A 21,377-nucleotide genomic window follows, 5' to 3' on the forward strand; every position below is an offset into this window, starting at 1 on the left:
AAGCCAGAAGCAGAATCACTCCCGTCGTCAGCCAACAGCCTTTCTCTTCACTACGGGAACCTACCAACATGAAACAGCAAATCCTGATCATCGGTGCCGGCTTTGCCGGCATGTGGAGTGCACTCAGCGCCGTGCGCCTGCTCGATCAACAACAGCGCCTGGACATCGATGTCATCCTGCTTGCGCCCCAGGCAGAACTACGCGTGCGTCCACGCTTTTATGAACCCGACCTGGCCAGCACCGTTGCCCCGCTAGGCCCGCTGTTCGAGGCCGTGGGTGTGCGCTTCGTCCAGGGCAGTGCCAGGCAGATTGATGCCACGAGCAAGCGCGTCAGCTACCGCGACGCGTCGGGTGTCGAGGCCGAGTTGAACTATGACCGTCTGATCCTCGCGTCCGGCAGCCAGGTGGCGCACCCGCCACTGGAAGGTATCGAACGCTTTACCTTTGATGTCGACAGCCTGGAGTCGGCGCAGCGTCTCGACGTTCACCTGCAGGGACTGGCGCAGCAGCCGGAGAGCGCAGCACGCAACACCGTGGTGGTGGTCGGCGGCGGCTTCACCGGCATCGAAACCGCCAGCGAAATGCCGGCACGCCTGCGCGCCATCCTCGGCGACAAAACAGATGTTCGCGTGATCGTGGTGGATAGGGCCAAGCAGGTTGGCGCGGCCATGGGCGAGGCAATCGCCGAGGTCGTCGCCGCAGCCAGCGATAGCCTGGGCGTCACCTGGCGGCTCGGCAGCCCAGTGTCCAAGGTCACTGAGCACGGCGTACAGCTGGGCAACGGCGAACGCATTGCCGCCAGCACGGTGATCTTTGCCGTGGGGGTAAACGCCTCGCCACTAACCCGGCAGATCAACGGCGAACGCGACGCGCATGGCCGCCTGCACGTTGATTGCAACCTCAAGGTGCTCGGCCAGGACGCCATTTATGCCACCGGCGACACCGCCTATGCGGCCGTGGACGATCAGGGCAATCACGCCTTGATGACCTGCCAACACGCCATCGCTCTGGGTCGCTCAGCTGGCAACAACGCGGCGGCCGATCTGCTTGGTGTTGCGCCGATTGCCTATAGCCAGCCCAAGTACGTGACGTGCCTGGACCTGGGCGGCTGGGGCGCGGTGTTTACCGAAGGCTGGGAGCGCAAGGTGTTGCTGACCGGCCAGGAAGGCAAGGCGCTGAAAACCCAGATAAACACCCAGTGGATCTACCCGCCACAGGCTGATCGGGCAATAGCCCTGGCGGCGGCCGATCCGTTGATCCCCGTGGTTGCTTAATCCCTTCCCGCCAAGGCCTGGGCGACGCAGCCCGGTATTGGCGGGCGCACCGGCCTCCCAGTGAAAATGGCCATATCTGCTACCGCCCACGCCACAGTGGGCCTGGCCCTCGCGGCCAAACCAGTGCCGCGCGGTTGAAACAACAACCGGCAGGAGGACGCACAAGCGGTAACCGGACGCAGGAACAGAAAGCATCAATAGCCAATCCAGGAAAAGCCAGGCCTGCTTAACTGCAATACATCCTCGCACCGACAAGACTGTGCAGACCCTAGGCTAACTCGCTTCAGGAGCCGCTTATCTTGATGCCACCCCAACGGTTTCCCAACCTGCCCCTGGCGGTAAAAATCATCCTGCTTACCCTGGCCTATGTTCTGGCCGGCCGCCTGGCGTTGCTGTTGGCTATTCCGCCAGGCTTTGCCAGCGCCATTTTTCCACCCGTGGGCATTGCCCTGGCGGCTGTACTGATCTGGGGTTACCCACTGCTACTCGGAGTTTTTCTCGGCTCGCTGCTGCTTAATCTGAGTATTGGCTTTAGCAGCTTCGAGGCGCTCAACCTCAGGGGCCTGCTTATCGCCGCCGGCATCGCTCTGGGCACCTCGCTGCAAAGCCTGCTCGGCAGCTGGCTGATTCGCCGCCTTGTGGGCTTTCCCAACGCCCTGACCGATGAGCGCAGCATTTTTCGCCTGCTGCTGCTCGGCGGACCACTGGCCTGCCTGCTCAGCGCCTGTGTCGGTACGGGGGTGCTGTATGCCAGCGAGGTCATCAGTGCCACCGAACTGCCCTTCAGCTGGTGGACCTGGTGGGTAGGCGACAGCATCGGCGTACTGATCGCCACCCCACTGATGTTTATCGCCTTTGCCCAGCCGCGGGCGCTCTGGCGCAGCCGCGTCGGCAACGTGGGCCTGCCCTTGCTGATCAGTTGCGCGATCATGATGCTGATTTTTATCCGCTCCAGCGAAGCCGAACAAAACAACCTCAACCAGCGTTTCCACGAGCAGGCCAAGCTGATGAGCCTGACCCTGCAATCGCGCCTGGACCTTTACGCCAAGGCGGCGCAGTCGATCGAGCGCTTTTTCAGCGCCTCCCAGGAGGTTACGCGGGAGGAGTTCGCCCAGTTCGTCGCCAACCTGCCGCAAACCTATCCAGGCATTACCGCCCTGGGCTGGGATCGCCAGATTGCCGGCAGCGAGCGCGCTGACTACGAAGCGGCGCTCGCCGCGCAAGGCTTCCCCGGGGTGCGCATCAGCCAGCACGACGAGAGCGGCGTGCAGGTGCCTGCTGAGCCGCGCGACAGCTATGTGCCCATCACCTATGTCGAGCCCCTGGCCGATAACGCAAATATCCTCGGTTTTGACATCGCCAGCGACCCGCTGCGCCGGCGCGCTCTGGACCAGGCTCGCGATAGCGCCCAGGCCACCATGACCGCACCGATCAGCCTGGTGCAGGACGCCCAGGCGCAACCTGGGGTGCTGATCTTCTATCCGGTGTATCAGGGCGCCGAGCCACCCGCCCTGCAGCAGCGCGCCAGTGAGGTACGCGGCTATGCGGTGGCAGTAATCCGTATTAGCGACCTGATCGATAGCGCCCTAGGCGTCTACCCCGCCGAGAGTTTTCAACTGCACCTGGAGGATGTCACTGAAACCAGTGCGCAGTCCTTGTATGGCCAGGCCAGCAGTGATCTGCCCGCCTATGCCAAGGCGCTGGTCTGGCAGGAGCGCTTCCAAGTGGCCGGGCGCACGCCGAGCATCAGCCTGTTGCAGCGCAACCACGGTCTGCGGTCCTGGGTGGTGCTGGCTGGCGGCTTGTTGCTGTGCAGCCTGCTCAGTGGCTTTCTGCTGGCCATGACCGGGCGCGCCGCGCAGATCAGTCAACAGGTCGAACAACGCACCCGGGAGCTGAGCGCCATTCTGGAGAACACCGCCGAAGGCATCCTGATCTTTGACGCCCAGGGCCGGATCGAACGCAGCAACCCGGCCAGCAGCCGTCTGTTCGGCCATGATGCCGAGGCCCTGGGCCAGCGCCGCATCGGCCAGCTGATCCCGACGCTGTATACAGACAGCGACAGCGCCCTGGCGGACAAGCTGGACAAGCCCCTGGAGGTTGGCGGCGAGCACGCCAATGGCCAGCCACTGGAACTGGAAATCACCCTGAGCAGCTATGAACTGCCCGGCCGCCATCTGTATGTCGGCATGCTGCGCGACATTAGCGCACGCAAACAGGTCGAGCGTCTTAAAAGAGAGTTTATCTCCACCGTCAGCCACGAACTGTGCACGCCGCTGACCTCGATCAAGGGCTCGCTTGGTCTGTTGATCGGCACTGCGTTAGACGAGCTGCCGCCGCAAGTGCAGGAGCTGATACGCATCGCGCAGAGCAACTCGGAGCGTTTGATCAATCTGGTCAACGACATCCTCGATATCGAGAAGCTGGAGTTCGGCCAGGTCGGCATCCACCTCAGCCGTTGTGAACTGCGCCCGCTGCTGCGCGAGGCACTGGCAAACAACCAGGGCTATGCCGACAATTTCGCCGTGTACCTGCAACTGGATGACAGCGCGCTACCGGAACAGACCCTGGTCGAGGTCGACAGCCTGCGGCTGCAGCAGGTGCTGAGCAACCTGATTTCCAATGCGGTGAAGTTTTCCGCGCCCCAGGGCCAGGTCGAGATCAGCGCCCAGATAGTCGACGACCAGGTGCGGGTGCAGGTACGCGACCACGGCCCGGGCATCGCCGAGGAATTCCGCGCGCGCATCTTCCAGAAATTCGCCCAGGCCGATGGCTCCGACGGTCGCCGCCGTGGCGGCACCGGCCTGGGCCTGAGCATCTGCAAGACGCTGATTGAGCGCATGCACGGGCAGATCGGCTACAGCAGCGTGGTCGGCGCAGGCAGCACGTTTTACTTCACCCTGCCGCTGGTCGAGGCCTAATACCGGCTGTTGAAAAACTGCCTGCTAATACCGGCCGCTGCCGGCATGGCTATCGCTGCGCTCAAGCCATGCTACGCCTGCGCGAGGGTGCCGGGCCTATGCCTCCACCGCACTCCACTGCTTGCTCAGGCGCTTATCCGACACCGGCAGCTTGGTGCCCAGCTGCTGGGCAAACAGCGACACGCGGTACTCCTCCAGCAGCCAGCGGTACAGCACCAGCTGCGGGTCGCGTTTGCCTTCCTGGCCGTGTTTGCCCAGGCGTGCCTGGTACTGCTCCCAGTAGCCCGCCAGCTCGCCGCTCCACACGCGGTCGCGTTGCACCTGGCCGGCAATCTTGTCCAGGCGCTGCTCAATGGCCTTGAGGTAGCGCGGCACCTCCTTGAGCCACTGCGCCGGGGTTTCGCGGATAAAACCGGGATAGACCAGGTTGCTCAGCTGCAGCTTGATGTCGTTCAGCGCCATGGCCTGGGCCAGGTCGATCTTGCCCTTGAAGCGTTTCTGCAAGCCGTGCCACAGTTTGAGAATCTCCAGGGTCAGTTTGGCCAGGCGTTCGGCTTCGCCAGTCCAGTCGCCGCGCTTGCGCTCGGCCAGGGCCGCCAGACCAGCACCGTCGCGCGGCAAGGGCTCGCTGCCGTCGAGGATGCAGCTGTCGAGGCTGGCCAGCAGAATATCCTCGACCAGGGCATCGACCCGCCCCATGTCGCGGTACAGCAGCGCCAGTTCGGTCAGCCCGGGCAGTTTGCCGCGCAGAAACTTGGCCTGCTCACTCAACTGCTGCAACAGCAAGCGCTGCAGGGCACGGCGATGTTGAAACTCGGCTTCGGCCAGGGTCGGGAAGCGCCCTTCCTTGACCACACCCGCCTCCTCCACCAGCGCCGGGTAGACGGTCATGGACAGGCCAGCGACCTGCTGCTGAGTCTTCGCCGCCACTTCACTAAAGGCCTTGGCCTCGACCGGCTGCTGGCTCTTGGCGGTTTTCGGCAGGGCCAGGCCGGCCTGGGTCGCTTCGCTGAAACGCGCGGTCAGCTCGGCCAGGTCGCGGCCTTCGCCCAGGGGTTTGCCCTGGTTGTCGACCACTTCGATATTCATGCGCAAATGGCCTTCAAGCTGTGCAGCGGACTCCGCCCACGCCTCGTCGCTGACCCGCGTGCCAGTCATGCGCGTCAGCTCGCGGCCCAGGGCTTCGGGCAGGCTGCCGTCGGCAAAGCTGATCTTGCTCAGCGCCGCGCCGACAAAGTCCGGCACCGGTACAAAGTTCTTGCGCAGCGCCTTGGGCAGGCCGCGCACCAGGGCCATGCATTTGGCCTCCAGCAGCCCCGGCACCAACCACTCCAGGCGTTCTGGCGGCAGTTGCGGCAACAGCGGCGCGGGTACGCGCAGGGTGACGCCGTCACGCGGGTGATTGGGCTCGAAGTGATACGAGAGTGGCAGGGTCAGTTCGCCCAGGCGCAGGGTATCCGGGTACTGGGCGGCGGTGACTTCCTTGGCATCACGGGCGAGCACATCCTCTTCGCGCATGATCAGCAGCTGCGAGTTCTTCGCACTTTCCGTCTTGTACCAGCTGTCGAAGGTGGCGCTCTGGTAGATGTTCGCCGGCAAGCGCGCCTCGTAGTAGGCGAACAGGGTTTCCTCGTCGGCGAGAATGTCGCGACGACGGGCCTTGGCTTCCAGCTCGTCGAGTTTTTCCAGCAGCTGACGGTTGGCCATCAGGCACTTGGCGCGCGAGTTGATCTCGCCCCCCACCAGACCCTCGCGGATAAACAGCTCGCGCGAGGCTACAGAATCAATCGGACCAAAATGCACCGCACGGCGGCCGACCACGATCAGGCCGTAGAGGCTGATCTGTTCATAGGCCACGACCTGGCCACGCTTCTTCTCCCAGTGCGGTTCAAGGTGGTTTTTCTTGATCAGGTGGCCGGCCAGCGGCTCGATCCAGTCCGGCTCGATTTTCGCCACCATGCGCGCAAACAGCTTGGTGGTTTCCACCAGTTCGGCGGTCATCAGCCAGCTGGGCTTCTTGCGGCCGATCACCGAGGACGGATGCACCCAGAAGCGCCGCTGACGGGCGCCGAGGTAGTCGCCGTCTTCGGTTTTCTGGCCGATCTGGCTAAGCAGACCGGCCAGAATCGCCTTGTGCACAGCGGCGTAGCCTTTGGCGCGCTGGGCGGCCTGGTCTTTTTCGGCCAGTTCTTTTTCTTTCTGCGCGGCTGATAGTTGTGATCCGGCATTCCGGCGATCCTGGGCAGTGGCAACCTGCTCTCTAGCGCGCGGATCGTTCTTACCTGCATCACTCGCCGGTTTGCCAAGCTGCAAATCACGGGTAATCAGCACCAGCTGACGGTGCGCGTCGCGCCATTCGCGCAGGCGTAAGTAGTTGAGGAAATTCTTCCGGCACCAACTGCGCAGCGCGCTGGAACCGAGGGCCTGGCGCTGTTCTTCAAAGCCGCGCCACAGGTTGATCAGCGCGGCGAAGTCGGAATCCACATCCTTCCACTGCGCATGGGCCTGATCAGCGGCCTGCTGGCGGTCGGACGGACGCTCGCGCACATCCTGCACCGACAAGGCGCTGGCGATAATCAGGATTTCCTCAAGGCTGCCCTGTTTGGCGCCTTCGAGCACCATGCGGCCCAGGCGCGGGTCCACCGGCAGGCGCGCCAACTGGCGGCCCAACGGCGTCAGTTGCCCTTCGCGGCTGACCGCCGAGAGCTCCTGCAGCAGGTTAAAGCCATCGCTGATGGCCTTGCCGTCCGGCGGCTCGATAAAAGGGAAGGCATCAATTTCGCCGAGGCGCAGATGGAGCATCTGCAAAATCACCGCCGCCAGGTTGGTACGCAGGATTTCCGGATCGGTAAAGGCCGGGCGGCCGTTGAAATCTTCCTCGCTGTACAGGCGAATGCAGATGCCCGGCTCGACCCGTCCGCAGCGGCCCTTGCGCTGGTTGGCGCTGGCCTGGCTGATGGCCTCAATCGGCAAGCGCTGCACCTTGGCGCGGTAGCTGTAGCGGCTGATGCGCGCCGTACCCGAGTCGATCACATAGCGGATGCCCGGCACGGTCAGCGAGGTCTCAGCAACGTTGGTGGCGAGCACTATTTTGCGCGCGCCCATGGGAGCGAAAATCTTCTGCTGCTCGGCCGGTGTCAGCCGCGCATACAGCGGCAGCACTTCGGTCAGGCGCAGGTTGGCCTTGCGCAAGACCTCGGCGGCATCGCGGATTTCGCGCTCACCGGGCAGGAACACCAGAATGTCGCCAGGGCGCTTGCCTTCGGCTTTCTCGAAGGCGCTGACCTCATCCAGGGCAGCGAGAATCGCCTGATCGACCGACAGGTCCTCTTCGACCCGATTACCGTCTTCGTCCTGCTCGGCGGCCAGCGGCCGGTACCAGGTCTCCACCGGAAAGGTGCGCCCGGACACTTCAACAATCGGCGCACCTCCGAAGTGCTCGGAGAAGCGCTGCAGGTCGATGGTCGCCGAGGTGATGATCAGTTTCAGGTCAGGGCGACGCACCAGCAGGGTTTTCAGAAAGCCCAGCAGGAAGTCGATGTTCAGGCTGCGTTCGTGGGCTTCGTCGACGATGATGGTGTCGTACTTTTCCAGATAGCGGTCGTGCTGGGTTTCCGCCAGCAGGATGCCATCGGTCATCAGCTTGATCAGACTTCGCTCGTTGCTCTGGTCCTCGAAACGCACCTGATAGCCGACCAGTTCGCCCAGCGGGGTGCCGATTTCCTCCGCCACCCGTGTCGCCACACTGCGTGCCGCCAACCGACGCGGCTGGGTGTGGCCGATCAACCCGTGCACGCCGCGGCCCAGTTCCAGGCAGATTTTCGGCAGCTGAGTGGTCTTTCCCGAACCGGTTTCGCCGGCGATCACCACCACCTGGTGCTTGGCGATGGCGGCCTTGAACTCGTCGCGCTTGGCGGCAATCGGCAGCGCATCGTCGTAACGCATCATCGGCACGCTACGCCGGCGCGCCTCAACCTTGGCACGCGATGCCTCGAAGCGCTGCAGCCACTGCGCCAGCTTGGCTTCGTCCACCGGCGTCTGCTTACGCAGCTCATGCAACTGGCGGCGCAGGCGATGACGGTCGCCCAGCAGGGTCTGATCGAGGTTTTTCAGCAGTTGGTCAACGGCGGGCGTGGCGTCGGTCATCAGGTAATCGCGGGGGTGGGGTCAAGGGGAAGAGCAGGAAGGCGGCGATTGTCGCATTTTTGCCTAGGAAAAAACGACCGAAGGGCAGAAAGCAAAAAGCCCATCGACGATGGGCTTTTTGAGATGACATGGACTTTAGAGGGCTGACACGTCGTCAGCCTGCAAGCCCTTCTGCCCCTGGGTCACGGCGAATTCGACCTTCTGCCCTTCGAGCAGGGTGCGATGGCCTTCGCCACGGATCGCACGGAAATGCACGAACACGTCCGCGCCACTCTCGCGCTGAATAAAGCCATAACCCTTGGAATCATTGAACCACTTGACGGTGCCTGTCTCGCGCTCAGCCATTACCTGTATCTCCAGCGTGCAATTTTATTGTTTGGCGCAGCCTGCAGGCGAGTGCCCGGCCATCACCGAAGGCCGAGTATAAAACAGCGATTATGACTGAAAAGCACTTTTTACAGAAAGGCTGCAGGCCATACAGGACAAGCTATGCAGCGATATTCATAAGGTGGAAAAACTGGCGCAGGATGGGCCAGCCGCGCAGCGGCGTAACCCATCACCAAGAGCCGAGGTAAAAGCCGGCTAGTCGCGTTCAGACCACATCACACCACCGGTGGCCCAGTCACCTTTTTTCACTTCTTCGAAGATCACATCCACCGCGCTGGCATCGCAGCCAAGCACCTTGGTCGACGCGTCGGTCAGGGCCTTGGCGTACTCGCGTTTGATCTCATCGCTACGGCCTTCGAATATTTTGACCAGGAGGGTAGGCATCTAATTAATCCTCATAACAGGTGCAACAGGACTGGTTAGATCGGTCACGGCGATCCGCTTGGCGCATTGGCGCGAGGGGCATTATCTGACCGGCAGGACAGAAACACAAAGGACCGCATCAAGCGGCCCTTTGCAGGTACAGGCGAGATCAGCCGTGCTTGCGCCGGCGCCACAACCACAGCGCCAGCACGCCGAGGGTCAGCAGCAGCGGCACCAAGGCGATATTGAGGAACTTGAGCGTGCTGCCCAGCGCCTCGATATCGGCATTCAGCTGGTATCGCACGTCGCGCAGCTCCTTGCGAATCGCCAGCTTCTGCTGCACAAACTGCTGCACCGCGGCCTGCTGCTCCGGGGTCAGCTCCAGGGCTTTGCTGGGATCATCGCTCTGCTGCAGGGCCGCGAGCTTCTGCTCGGTATCGGCCAGCTGAGTTTGCAGGGCCTGTTCCTTCTCGCGGAACTTGACCTCGGCCTCACGCTGAATAGCGTCCACCACCTCGAACGGACGGGTGAAGCGCCCGCGCGAACGCACACTGATCAGCGCTTCTGAGCCGGCCAGATTGTCCAATGCGTTGATCGCAAAACCGGCGTTGTCCGCCCAGGGCTGCGGAATGCGCTGGCCGAAGAAGTCCTGCACCTGCACCCACATGCGGTCGGTGAGCATGTCGGTGTCGGCGACGACGATCACATTGATGTTGTCAGCCTGTTTCAGACCATCCTTCTGCCCTTCGATCCCCTCAGGGAAAGCCGTTTGCGCCGGGCCGCTGATGCGCGCGGCCAGGGTATAACGCTCGCCGGTAGGCTTGAGTTCGCGGATCAGCTCTTCCGGGTTGGCCAGCATACCGAAGCGTTTGGCATCAAACGGCATGGCGTACTGCGAGCTGCGCACCAGCGGAATGAACTGGGTTTTCGCGCCGTCCAGCGGCTCCAGCATGCCGGCGGTGGCCACCGTGATGGTTTCCAGCGAAGCGGTGCTGATGTCGTCCTTGTCCAGGGCGTTCTTCGGCAGGCTCAGCCATGCGGCGTGACGCACCGGGCGCTGGCCCTGGCCCATGCTCACCGACATGGCGTAAGAGCCGTCGCCCAGCACCTGGTCCGGCACCATGCGCAGGCCCCAGGCCTTGAACAGCGCTGGCAGATCAGAGGCTTTGTCGATGACCATCTCACCGGGCATTTCGGCCTGGGTATCGGCCTCGCTGAACGGGTCGACGAAGGTCAGCAGCTTGCCGCCGCGCAGGACGAACTGGTCAATCGCATACAGGGTCTGCTCGGGCAGCTGCTTGGGATGAATCAGCAGCAGCACCGAAACCTTTTCCGGGATCAGGTCGACGTCGCGCTTGAGGCTTTCGATCTGGAACAGCTGACGGGTTTCCTCGATCAGCATCCAGGCCGGTGTCGGCTGGCGTGCGGCCATGTCGAAACCGCCGTTGACCTGCAAGCCAGACAACACGCCGACCACCGGCCGCTCGGGCTTGGCCAGGCTCTGCACCAGGCGGCTGAGCTCGTATTCGAGGAACTCTTCCTGATCGAGGGCAAAGAACGGAATCACCTGGGTCTGGCCTTCGGCATTCTTGCCGGCCAGGCCGAAGTAGATCGAGTCGCCGCCCTGCTGCAGCGGAATGCCCTGCAGACCGAACTCGGCGGCCTTGTCTTCGTCCTCGGAGAACGGCGCCGGGTCGATGATCGTCATTTTGAGTTTGCCATCCGCCTCACGCTGGTACGCCTTGAGCATTTCCTCAACGCGCTTGGCGTAAGTGCGCAGCGCTGGCAGGTCCTTGGTGGCGGTGTCGGAGTAGAAGAAATTCAGCTCCACCGGCTCATCCAGCTCGGCGAGAATCTGCTCGGTGCCGCTGGAGAGGGTGTAGAGCTTCTGCTCGGTCAGATCCAGACGCACACCGCTAAGGCTGACGCTGGAAAACAGGTTGAAGGCGAGAAACGCCAGGGCAATAAGTACGAGCCCGGCGCTGGAAACCATCAGCTTTTTCATGGGCATCCTCAGTCAGCTTTCTTCAGGTCGATTACCACCGCAGTCGCCGCCAACCAGGCCGCAATCAGGGTGAGGAAATACAGCAGGTCGCGCAGGTCGATCACGCCCTTGCTGATCGCATCGAAACGGGTCAGGAAGCTTAGCGAAGCCACGGCATCCACCAGCCACTGCGGCGCCCAGCCACTGAAGCCGTCGAGCACCATGGGAAAGCCGCTGACGACAAATAGGAAGCACACGCTGACCGCCAGGATAAAGGCGATCACCTGGTTCTTCGCCAGTGCCGACATGCACGAGCCAATCGCCAGATAAGCACCCGCCAGCAGCCAGCTGCCGATATAGCCGGTGATGATTGCGCCGTTGTCCGGTTCTCCGAGGTAATTGACGGTGATGATCATCGGGAAGGTCAGCAGCAGCGCCAAACCGGCAAACACCCAGGCGGCGAGGAACTTGCCGGTGACCGCGTCGAAACGGGTGATCGGCAGGGTCATCAGCAATTCGATCGTGCCGCTCTTGCGCTCCTCGGCCCACAGACGCATGGCAATCGCCGGCACCAGAAACAGGTACAGCCAAGGGTGGAAATTGAAGAACGGCGCGAGATTCGCCTGGCCGCTCTCGAAGAAACCACCGAGGTAGAAGGTGAACACCCCGGACAGCACCAGAAAGATCAGGATAAACACGTAGGCCAGCGGCGTGGCGAAGTAGCTCGCCAGCTCACGCTTGAAGACCACCGACAACTGACTCATACCACCTCCCCACGGGTCAGGCTGCGGAACACTTCGTCCAGCCGCCCGCGTTCAACATTCAATTCCTTGACCTGCCAACCGCGCTCGGCGATCAGCGCATTGACCTGCGGGAAGATCACCTCCCCCGGTTTGGCGAGGATGCTCAGGCTGTTTTCTAGGGAATTTTCTTCCACCCCGGCCACGCCCGGCAGCGCAGCCAGTGCGGCCCGATCCAGCGGCTCGGCAGCCACCAGGGTGACGGCCTGGTGATAGCGCGAGCGGCTTTCCAGCTCCAGCGGCGTGCCATCGGCCAGCAGCTTGCCATGGGCGATCACCACGGCGCGGGTGCACACAGCGGAGACTTCTTCGAGGATGTGGGTGGAGATGATCACGATCTTGTCGTGCGCCAGGCTCTGAATCAGTTTGCGCACCTGGTGCTTCTGATTCGGGTCGAGGCCATCGGTGGGTTCGTCGAGAATCAGCACCTTGGGGTCATGCAGAATCGCCTGGGCCAGGCCCACGCGGCGCTTAAAGCCTTTCGACAGGGTCTCAATCGACTGCTCAAGTACGGCTTCCAGCTCAACCTGAGCCACCGCCTTGGCCACCCGTTCACGTTTCTCGGCGCCCTTGAAACCGCGCACCTCGGCAATAAATTCGAGGAAGCTGCGCACGGTCATATCGCCGTAGCACGGCGCACCTTCAGGCAGATAACCAATCTGCTGCTGAGCCTTGAGGGTGTCTTTCTGAATATCGAAACCGAGAATACTGGCACTGCCGGATGTCGGCGCAAGAAAGCCGGTCAACATCTTCATGGTGGTGGATTTGCCGGCGCCGTTGGGGCCGAGAAAGCCCAGCACTTCACCGGGCTGAACACTGAAGGACAGGTCGTCGACAGCCGTGTGCTGCGCAAAACGCTTGGTTAGGTTTTTTATTTCGATCATGGCCTCTCACCGTTGCGGTAACAGGCCCTGCTTGCAGCCGGGCAGGCGCAAGCCGGGCGCGCTTAAATGCCGGGGGAATATAAGGAGTCACCCGCAGGCAGCGCAAGCCAAGAACCCAGGAGTCATGTATCTGTTCGCTACAGCGCCGCTCGCCCACGCGAGCAGCGCTGGTAAAGCCAGAGATTAGAGGGTGCCACGCAGGGCTTTTTCAAAAAGCTGACTGTATTGCGCAGCGGTAAAGGCAATCGGGTTGGTGCCGGCCGACGGGTCAACCTCAGCCATCTGCCCGACCTGCTCGATACGCGTGTCATCAATGCCAATCTCGCCAAGGCTATGCGGTATACCGACCTGCTCACGCAGCGCCATCACCCACTCCAGCACACCGCTGAAACCGGGTTTGCCCAGGTTCAGGTAACGCGCCATTTTCTCCATCTGCGGCTCGATGCGCTCACGGTTGGCCACCAGCACGTAAGGCATCAGCACCGCGTTGAGCAGGCCGTGGTGAGCGTCGTACAGCGCGCCGAGCGGATGGGCCAGAGCATGCATGGCACCCAGGCCGCGCTGGAATGCGGTGGCACCCATGCTGGAGGCCACCAGCATCTGCAAACGCGCTTCGACATCACTGCCCTGCGCCACCGCGCGCGGCAGGTAGTGCTGCACCAGGCGCATGCCTTCCAGGGCGATGCCTTCGGCCATGGGGTGGAACAGCGGTGAGCAGAACGCCTCCAGGTTATGCGACAGCGCATCCATACCGGTGGCCGCGGTGATCTTGGCCGGCAGACCGAGGGTCAGTTCCGGGTCGAGAATCACCAGCGCCGGCAACATGCGCGCGTGGAAGATGATGCGTTTTATATGCGCAGTATCATCGGTGATCACCGAGGCGCGGCCGACTTCCGAACCAGTGCCAGCAGTAGTCGGCACCGCCACCACCGGGGCCATACCGGCGACATTGACGCGGTTACAGTTGTCGCCGATGTCTTCGAAATCCCACAACGGCCGGTCCTGCCCCACCATCAGGGCGATGGCCTTGCCGGCATCCAGCGCCGAACCGCCGCCAAAGGCGATCACCCCGTCATGCCCACCTGCCTTGAACGCGGCCACCCCATCCATCACGTTCTGCCCGGTGGGGTTGCCCTTGATGCCATGGAACAGCCCGGCCTTGAGGCCGTCGTCGCGGCAGTGCAACAGCGCCCGGTCGATCATCGGCAAGGCGGCCAGGCCAGGGTCGGTGACCAGCAGCGGCGCGCTCATGCCCAGTTGCCGGCAGGCCGCCGCCAGCTCGCTGATGCGGCCCACGCCGACGCGCACCGAGGTCGGGTAATTCCAGTTCATGCGGTAATGATTCAGGTCCATGGCGCGCCTCACAGCTGGGTCTTGAAATGGAAGGATTTCGGCCGGGTGACGTGCTCGAAGCCAACGCTGGACAGGGTGCAGCCGCGTCCGGAGTTCTTCACCCCGGTCCAGGCCAGCGCCGGGTCGAGATAGTCGCAGCGGTTGAGAAACACCGTGCCCGCCTCTACCCGCTCGGCCAGGGCCATGGCGGCATCCACGTCACGGCTGAAGATGGCAGCCGTCAGACCGAATTCGCTGTCGTTCATCAGCGTCAGGGCTTCTTCGTCATCCTTGACCTTCTGGATGCCCACCACCGGGCCGAAGGATTCCTCGGTCATCACGCGCATGCCGTGGTGCACATTGGTCAGCACCTGCGGCGCGAGGTACTGCGAGCCGGGATGGTCCATGGCAAAGTCGGCGGGTACCAAGTGCGCGGTGGCACCCTGCGCGATGGCATCGTGGATCTGCCCACGGACGAAATCCGCCGCTTCGGCGCGTACCAATGGGCCTAACGTGGTGTCCGGGTCATCGGAGCGGCCGAGTTTGTACTGCTTGACCAGCGCCACCGCCTGCTCGACGAAGGCCTCATACAGCGACTCGTGTACATAGATGCGTTCGATGCCGCAGCAGGATTGCCCGGAGTTGAAGAACGCGCCGTCTATTGTGGTTTCCACCGCGTGGGCCAGATCGGCGTCGGCGCGCACATAGGCCGGGTCCTTGCCGCCCAGTTCCAGGCCGATGCTGAGAAAGCGTCCCACCGCCACCCGCTCAACCATGGTGCCGCCGGGCACTGAACCGGTGAAGGCGACGTGGGCGATGGTTGGCGCCTGGATCAGCGCCTCGGTTTCACCGTGACTCAGGTGCAGGTATTGGAATACTCCGTCCGGCAGGCCAGCTTCGCTGAAAGCTTCGACCATGCGTTCGGCGCACAGTGGGGTTTGCGCCGAATGCTTGAGCAACACCGCATTGCCGGCAAGCAGCGCCGGCATCACCGCGTTCACCGCCGTCAGGTAGGGGTAGTTCCACGGCGCGATCACCAGCGCCACGCCCAGCGGTTCACGGCGGATAAAGCGAATAAACCCGGGCTTTTCCGGCACCTGGATATCCGCCAGCGCCTGCTCGGCAATATCGGCCATATAGCTGGCACGCTCGACAAAGCCGCGCACCTCACCTGCGGCATAGCGGATCGGCCGACCCATCATCCAGCACAGCTCTTCAGCCAGCTGAGTTTCCTTGGCGGCGAAGGCAGCAATCGCCTTGCGACCGATGGCGATGCGCTCAGCCAGCGGAGTGGTCTTCCAGGCCTGCTGCGTCAACTCGGCCTTGGCCAAAGCCGCCTGAATTTCAGGGTTGGAAGCCAGATGGCGCTCGACATACACCGAGCCATCGATGGGGGAAATGCATTGCAGTTTGCTCATTGCTTGCACCTTAAAATCCTGTCGCGAACAACAGGTAGGTCTGCTGTATATCTACAGGCCTGGACCTCGTAGGGTGGATGGCGCTTTACCCATCCACCTATACGCTGGTGGATGAAAACAGCGTCATCCACCCTACCCAGCGCCTCTAGCCCCTGTGTCTATTGGCACCTGCGGCAAAGCAGGGCATCAGATAATTTCGAAGTAGCGATCCAGTTCCCAGTCGCTGACATGCCGGCGGTATTCGCGCTCTTCCCACTCGCGGCTGGCGGCAAAGTGCTCGACAAACTCGTCGCCAAACAGCTCCCGCGCTGCCGTCGAAGCCTTCAGCCGTTGCGCCGCATCCCACAGGGTACGCGGCAGGGCCAGCTCTTCCGGGTGCTTCATGGCGTAGGCGTTACCCACCACCGGCTCGGTCGGCTCCCACTGCTGCATCACCCCGTACAGGCCAGAGCCAAGCGCCACCGAGAGGGCCAGAAACGGATTGCCGTCGGCGGCGCCGAGGCGATATTCCTGACGCTGGGACTTGTCACTGCCGGGAATGACCCGCAGCGCAGCGGTGCGGTTTTCCACGCCCCAGGTGGCATCGGTAGGCGCCCAGAACCCTGGGATCAGCCGCCGATAGCTGTTCAGCGTTGGCGCCACCATGCACAGGAATTCCGGCATCAGGCGCTGCTGACCGGCAAGGAAGTGGCGCTGAATCTTGCTCATATTGTGCGCCTGGCTCGGGTCATAGAACGCCGACTTGCCGCTGGCGAGATCGCGCAGGGACACATGGATATGCCCACTCTGCCCCGGATATTTGCCCGACCACTTGGCCATAAAGGTGGCCATCAGGCCGTTGCGCTGGGCCAATACCTTCATAAAGGTCTTGAACAGCGCGCCCTTGTCGGCGGCGGCTTCGGCGCGGTCATAGGCAATCGCCGCCTCAAGCACGCCGGGGCCGGTTTCGGTGTGCAGGCCTTCGATGGGAAAGTCCATGCGCTCGGCCATTTCGAGGATCTCGTGGTACAGCTCGGCGTGTACCGAGTTGCGAATCATCGAGTAGCCGAACCAATCCGGGGTGAAGGGCTTGAGGTTGCGAAAGCCTTTCTCGCGGGCCGACTCCGGGGTTTCATCGAACATAAAGAATTCGTATTCCAGCGCCGCGAACGCATCAAAGCCCATAGCCTTGCTGCGCTCGACCACCCGGCGCAGGGTGCCGCGCGGGCAGACCTTCTCGGCCGCCTCGGCAAACTCGCAGATAAACAGCAGCATGCCGTTTTCAAAGGGTAAATCGCGGCAGGTATGTGGCAGCACGCGCACCGGGGCATCGGGGTAACCGGTGTGCCAACCGGTGTACTGAGCGTTGTCGTAGAGCTGGTCCTTCACGTCCCAGCCGAGCACCACATCGCAGAAGGCAAAGCCGCTGTCGAGAGCAGAGAAGAACTTGCTGCGGCTGAGGTATTTGCCACGCATCACCCCATCGTTATCGAACACCCCGACCTTGATATGGCTAAGGCCGCGTTCTTCGACAATGCGCTTGGCATCCTGAACGGTTTTCACGTCTCGCGGATTGAGCATAAATGCACCTGTCTCTTGTTGTTATGGCTGACTTCCGGTGTCAATCCTGCAGGCAACAACAGCGTCTCAAGCGCATCCCCACAATCACCACACAACGCGCCCTGACACTACCCACGCCTGTTAGAACACCCGGCAAAAAGCTTCATCAGTGTGGTACAGGTTTGCCAAGTTGGCTGGGCAATTAAGCAAAACAAGCGGCAAGCGTTGCATCACAGGTGACGGCAGGTACTGCTCTGCTGTAAAAGCACAGATCATCACCAGTCGAACACCTGACTGCATGCGCCAAGTGGCCGCCAGAAGCCATACCGGAGACTGTTTGAACCCGATGCCCCGCACCCTGCCAGCGCCCGGCCAGACTCGGCATCGCGCAGTAATTACCGCCGCCTGGCACTGGCACTGACTGCCTGGCTTGCACCTACAACCTGCCTGGCGCGTGACTGGCTGATCTATACCCACAGCCTGGATAGCCAAGCCGTGCTGATCGACGGCCAGTTACGCGGACGCGAACATGCCGGCAAGCGGGCGTTCTTTCTGGAGCTGGTGCGCGAGCTGCTGGCCGATATGGCCGAGCCGCTGCCAATCCAGGAAGTGCCCTTGGCGCGTGGTCTGGCGCAACTGCAACAACGTGACGATGTGGTGCTCTTCAACCTTGGCAAAACTCCGGAGCGCCTGCCGCTGGCGCACTGGGTCGGGCCCATCTGGGAAGAGACCGACTGGTTCTACGAGAACAGCCAACGGCCCACCGGTATCCACAGGCTGGAGGATGCCAAGAACCTGCCGGTGTGCGTGCTCAACGGCAGCTCCCATGATGAACGTCTGACGGCAATGGGGTTCTCGCAGCTAAAGCGCAACAACGCTTACAGCACCTGCTTCGGCATGCTCGCAGCAGGCCGGATCGCGCTGGCTGCCTCGGCGGACTCAGGGCTGGCGCAGAGGCTGCGCGAGGCTGGAGTCGCGGCCGACAAGGTACGCCCAAGCGCCGTGCAGCTGGGCCGCGACGAAGGCTATATTGCCCTGTCACGCAGCATGCCTGAGCAGGACATCGCGCGCTGGCGCGCGGCTTTACAGCGCGTGCAGCAGGATGGCCGCATCCTGGCCCTGCAGAATCGCTACGCGCACTGACAGAGTCGCCTGCCCGCCGCGCAAAAAAACACGCCCGCATCTTGCGCTGCGGGCGTGAGGTGTAGCGACCCCAGGTGCTAGCCGCGATAGGGCGCGCCGGCCTTGGCCATGAGTGCGTTGTACTTCTTGAATATCTCCACCACGCGCGCGCAGCGCGGGCTGGTTTTGGCGATTTCATCCCAGAACTTCAGCGCCTCGGCCTCCACCGTGGCCCACTCCTCGGCCGGGATGGAGGTCAGTTGCAGCTTGCCGCCCTCGACCCGCAACTGCGCTTCACCGCCCCAGTACCAGTGCTGGCGGTAGTAGTTGGAGCTGTCCATGCACAGTTTGAACAGGGTTTTCAGATGCTCGGGCACTTCGGCCCATTTGTCCGAGTTGGCGAAGTAGGAGCCGCACCACGCACCGGAGATATTGTTGGTGAGGAAGTACTTGGTCACGTTGGCCCAGCCAACGGTGTAGTCCTCGGTAATACCGGACCAGGCGATGCCGTCCAGCTCGCCGGTCTGCATGGCCACCTCGACATCTTCCCAGGGCAGGGTCACCGGAATCACGCCGAAACGGGTAAGGAACTTGCCAGCCGTAGGAAAGGTGAAAATGCGCTTGCCCTTGAGCTGCTCAAGCTTGGTGATCGGCTCCACCGTGGCGAAGTGGCACGGGTCCCAGGCGCCAGCGCCGAGCCAGGTCACACCTTTGACTTCGCCATAGGCCTCGGCCCAGATTTCATTGAGCCCGTACTGGTTGAACAGCACCGGAATGTCCAGGCTGTAACGGGTGGCAAAGGGGAAGTAGCCGCCGAACACAGAGATATCCACGGGCGCGGCAATGGAGTCGTCATCGCTCTGCACGGCATCGATGGTGCCCTTCTGCATGGCGCGGAACAGCTCGCCGGTGGGCACCAGCTGGTCGGCGTAATACAGCTGGATTTCCATCTCGCCATTGGCTGCCTTGTTGAAGGCATCGATGGAGGGTTTGATCACATGTTCGCCCAGGGCGGCACCGGCATAGGTCTGCAGGCGCCAGACGATTTTCTTCGGCTCGGCGGCATAGATATGCGCCGAACCCAATGCCGTTGCCCCTGCTGCCCCGGTGGCCACCGCGGCGGTTTTCAGAAAACTGCGTCTCGTACTCATGCTGTTATCTCCAGGCTTGTCGATTCAGATGGCATACAACCGCACTGCCTGGCCCACGGGGCACTGGCAGGGTTTTCAGAGGGGCAACCTGCACCTGATGACTCAAAAGCCCTTGAGGATTGCGTGCGGCATAAGCGGCGCTGCGCCGCGGCAATCCTCACTGGCTTTATCGGTACGACTGCGCTGGCCTACAGCTGAAATTCATGTGCTCACCTGCCGTAATGCCACTGCGGCAGCCACAGGGCGATCTGCGGGAAAACCATGACCAGCACCAGCGCCAGGACCATGATCAGCACGAATGGGGTAACCGACACATAGATGTCGCGCAACGAGACTTCCGGCGGAGCCATGGCGCGCATCAGGAACAGGTTGTAGCCGAAGGGCGGGGTCATATAGGCGATCTGGCAGGTGATGGTGTAGAGCACGCCATACCAGACCAGATCGAAGCCCAGAGCACCGACCAGCGGAATATACAAAGGGGCGACGATCACCAGCATGGCGGAGTCATCGAGAAACATGCCCATGAGGATGAACGACAGCTGCATCAGGATCAGCACCTGCCAGGGCCCAAGACCAAGGCTCTAGAGAAAGAACGCCTCGATTGCCTTGACCGCGCCGAGGCCGTCAAACACCGCGCCGAAGCACAAGGCGGCGAGGATGATCCACATAAACATGCAGCTGATGCCGAGCGTCTTGCGCAGGGTTTCTTCCATCACACTGCGGGTCAAACGCCCCTTGACCAACGCCATCAGGGTGGCCGCCGCTGCACCCACCGCCGAGCTTTCCACCAGGCTGGTGATGCCCATCAGAAACAGGCCGGTCATGCAGAAGAAGATAAACAGCGGCGCAACCCCAGCCTTGAGCAGCAACAGCTTCTCGCGCCGGCTGATCTGCCCGCGCTCCTCTGCAGATAAGGCCGGCCCCAGTTCTGGCTGCAAACGGCAACGCACGGCGATATAGAGGATAAACAGCCCCGCCATCAGCAGACCGGGAAACACCCCTGCCAGCCACAGCTGGCCGACCGGCTGGCGGGCAATCATGCCGTACAGCACCAGCACCACACTGGGTGGAATCAGAATACCGAGGGAGCTGCCGGCCTGGATCACCCCGGTGACCATGATCTTGTCGTAGCCACGACGCAACAGCTCCGGCAAAGCAATGCTCGCACCGATGGCCATGCCGGCCACGCTGAGGCCATTCATCGCCGAGATCGCCACCATCAGGCCGATGGTGCCGATGGCCAGGCCACCATTGAGCGGCCCCATCCAGACGTGGAACATCTTGTAGAGGTCTTCGGCCAGCCCCGACTCGGAGAGCATATAGCCCATAAATACGAACAACGGCAGAGTCAGCAGCGGGTACCACTTCATCAATTTCATGGCCGCGCTGAAGGCCATTTCCGAACCGCCGTCGCCCCACAACAGCAGCGCCGCCACCACCGCGACAAAACCGATCGCGCCAAATACCCGCTTGCCGGTAAGCAGCAGCAACATCATCGAGGAGAACATCAGCACGGCTATCAACTCGTAATCCATTACAGCGGTTCCCCCCGCGCGGCGGCGATGTCCTTAAACAGGGTGGCAATGGCCTGCAGCAGCATCAGGGCGATGCCGATGCACATGATGATCTTGATCGGCGCCATGGGGGGCGACCAGGCCGAGTAGCTGGTTTCACTGTACTCAAGGGCGTACTGGGTTGAAGAAATACCGCCGAAGAGCAGGAACACCAGGTAGAAAATCAGAAAACCGATGGTGATCGCATCGATGATTGCCCGGGTCCGTGGCGACCAGCGGCTGTAGAACAGGTCCATGCGCACATGGGCATCCAGTTGCATGGAATAGGCGCCGCCAAGCAGGAAGTAGGCGACCATCAGAAACTGCGCCGACTCCAGCGTCCAAGCGGCCGGCATAAAGAAGGTCTTGCTGATTGAGGAGTACAGCAGCACGCCGAGAATGGCGAAGATCAGGTACATGGCGAAGCGCCCGACAACGCGGTTGAGCGCCTCCACTGCGTGCACAAACAGCCTGATGGCCTTGGGCATACTGCACCTGCCGAA

14 protein-coding genes and 1 pseudogene are annotated in these 21,377 nt (G+C 62.2%); 3 read left to right on the plus strand and 12 right to left on the minus strand.

The features are described 5' to 3' along the window. Window positions 1-68 precede the first annotated feature (68 nt). The gene (locus BLW24_RS01050) at window positions 69-1,274 is read left to right on the plus strand and encodes an NAD(P)/FAD-dependent oxidoreductase (RefSeq protein WP_090375578.1); all 1,206 of its coding nucleotides are present in this window, start codon (window positions 69-71) and stop codon (window positions 1,272-1,274) included. Between the two features lie 302 nt (window positions 1,275-1,576). Next, entirely contained in the window at window positions 1,577-4,195 is a 2,619-nt protein-coding gene (locus BLW24_RS01055; protein ID WP_090375581.1) for a CHASE domain-containing protein, read from the plus strand. 96 nt (window positions 4,196-4,291) lie between these two features. On the opposite strand, the gene hrpA is transcribed toward BLW24_RS01055, so the two are convergent. The 9 genes from hrpA to BLW24_RS01100 all read right to left on the minus strand — a co-directional run bounded on the left by hrpA (window position 4,292) and on the right by BLW24_RS01100 (window position 17,069). After that, the gene (gene hrpA / locus BLW24_RS01060; RefSeq protein WP_090375583.1) at window positions 4,292-8,341 is read right to left on the minus strand and encodes an ATP-dependent RNA helicase HrpA; all 4,050 of its coding nucleotides are present in this window, start codon (window positions 8,339-8,341) and stop codon (window positions 4,292-4,294) included. A gap of 135 nt (window positions 8,342-8,476) precedes the next feature. Then, complete coding sequence (locus BLW24_RS01065) at window positions 8,477-8,686, minus strand: cold-shock protein (protein ID WP_090375586.1); 210 nt, start codon at window positions 8,684-8,686, stop codon at window positions 8,477-8,479. Window positions 8,687-8,923: 237 nt separating this feature from the next. Beyond that, window positions 8,924-9,112: a 4-oxalocrotonate tautomerase gene (locus BLW24_RS01070; protein WP_090251538.1), complete on the minus strand. Its 189-nt coding sequence runs from the start codon at window positions 9,110-9,112 to the stop codon at window positions 8,924-8,926. A gap of 148 nt (window positions 9,113-9,260) precedes the next feature. Further along, the gene (locus tag BLW24_RS01075) at window positions 9,261-11,096 is read right to left on the minus strand and encodes a GldG family protein (protein WP_090375589.1); all 1,836 of its coding nucleotides are present in this window, start codon (window positions 11,094-11,096) and stop codon (window positions 9,261-9,263) included. Between the two features lie 8 nt (window positions 11,097-11,104). Next, window positions 11,105-11,839 (minus strand): ABC transporter permease subunit, encoded by a 735-nt coding sequence (locus BLW24_RS01080; protein ID WP_090375592.1) that lies wholly within the window; start codon window positions 11,837-11,839, stop codon window positions 11,105-11,107. After that, window positions 11,836-12,759, minus strand: a complete 924-nt coding sequence (locus BLW24_RS01085) for an ABC transporter ATP-binding protein (protein ID WP_090375595.1) — start codon at window positions 12,757-12,759, stop codon at window positions 11,836-11,838. The genes BLW24_RS01080 and BLW24_RS01085 overlap by 4 nt, the downstream gene beginning before the upstream one ends. A gap of 183 nt (window positions 12,760-12,942) precedes the next feature. Next, entirely contained in the window at window positions 12,943-14,112 is a 1,170-nt protein-coding gene (locus tag BLW24_RS01090; RefSeq protein ID WP_090375598.1) for an iron-containing alcohol dehydrogenase, read from the minus strand. A gap of 8 nt (window positions 14,113-14,120) precedes the next feature. Beyond that, window positions 14,121-15,509, minus strand: coding sequence for an aldehyde dehydrogenase family protein (locus tag BLW24_RS01095; RefSeq protein ID WP_090375601.1), 1,389 nt, complete (start codon window positions 15,507-15,509; stop codon window positions 14,121-14,123). 186 nt (window positions 15,510-15,695) lie between these two features. Beyond that, window positions 15,696-17,069: a glutamine synthetase family protein gene (locus BLW24_RS01100; protein WP_090375604.1), complete on the minus strand. Its 1,374-nt coding sequence runs from the start codon at window positions 17,067-17,069 to the stop codon at window positions 15,696-15,698. Window positions 17,070-17,543: 474 nt separating this feature from the next. Between BLW24_RS01100 and BLW24_RS01105 the strand changes: the two genes are divergently transcribed. Beyond that, window positions 17,544-18,191: a substrate-binding periplasmic protein gene (locus tag BLW24_RS01105; protein ID WP_090375213.1), complete on the plus strand. Its 648-nt coding sequence runs from the start codon at window positions 17,544-17,546 to the stop codon at window positions 18,189-18,191. A gap of 77 nt (window positions 18,192-18,268) precedes the next feature. Here BLW24_RS01105 and BLW24_RS01110 read toward each other — a convergent pair whose 3' ends face one another. The 3 genes and pseudogenes from BLW24_RS01110 to BLW24_RS01120 form a co-directional block, all read right to left on the minus strand. Continuing rightward, complete coding sequence (locus tag BLW24_RS01110) at window positions 18,269-19,321, minus strand: TRAP transporter substrate-binding protein (RefSeq protein ID WP_090375215.1); 1,053 nt, start codon at window positions 19,319-19,321, stop codon at window positions 18,269-18,271. 209 nt (window positions 19,322-19,530) lie between these two features. Next, window positions 19,531-20,856: pseudogene (locus tag BLW24_RS01115) on the minus strand (TRAP transporter large permease). Beyond that, window positions 20,856-21,362: a TRAP transporter small permease subunit gene (locus BLW24_RS01120; RefSeq protein WP_090375217.1), complete on the minus strand. Its 507-nt coding sequence runs from the start codon at window positions 21,360-21,362 to the stop codon at window positions 20,856-20,858. Before BLW24_RS01120 ends, BLW24_RS01115 begins: the two are co-directional and overlap by 1 nt. Window positions 21,363-21,377: the final 15 nt, after the last annotated feature.

This window comes from Pseudomonas anguilliseptica (assembly GCF_900105355.1).
GTDB classification, from domain to species: Bacteria; Pseudomonadota; Gammaproteobacteria; order Pseudomonadales; family Pseudomonadaceae; genus Aquipseudomonas; species Aquipseudomonas anguilliseptica.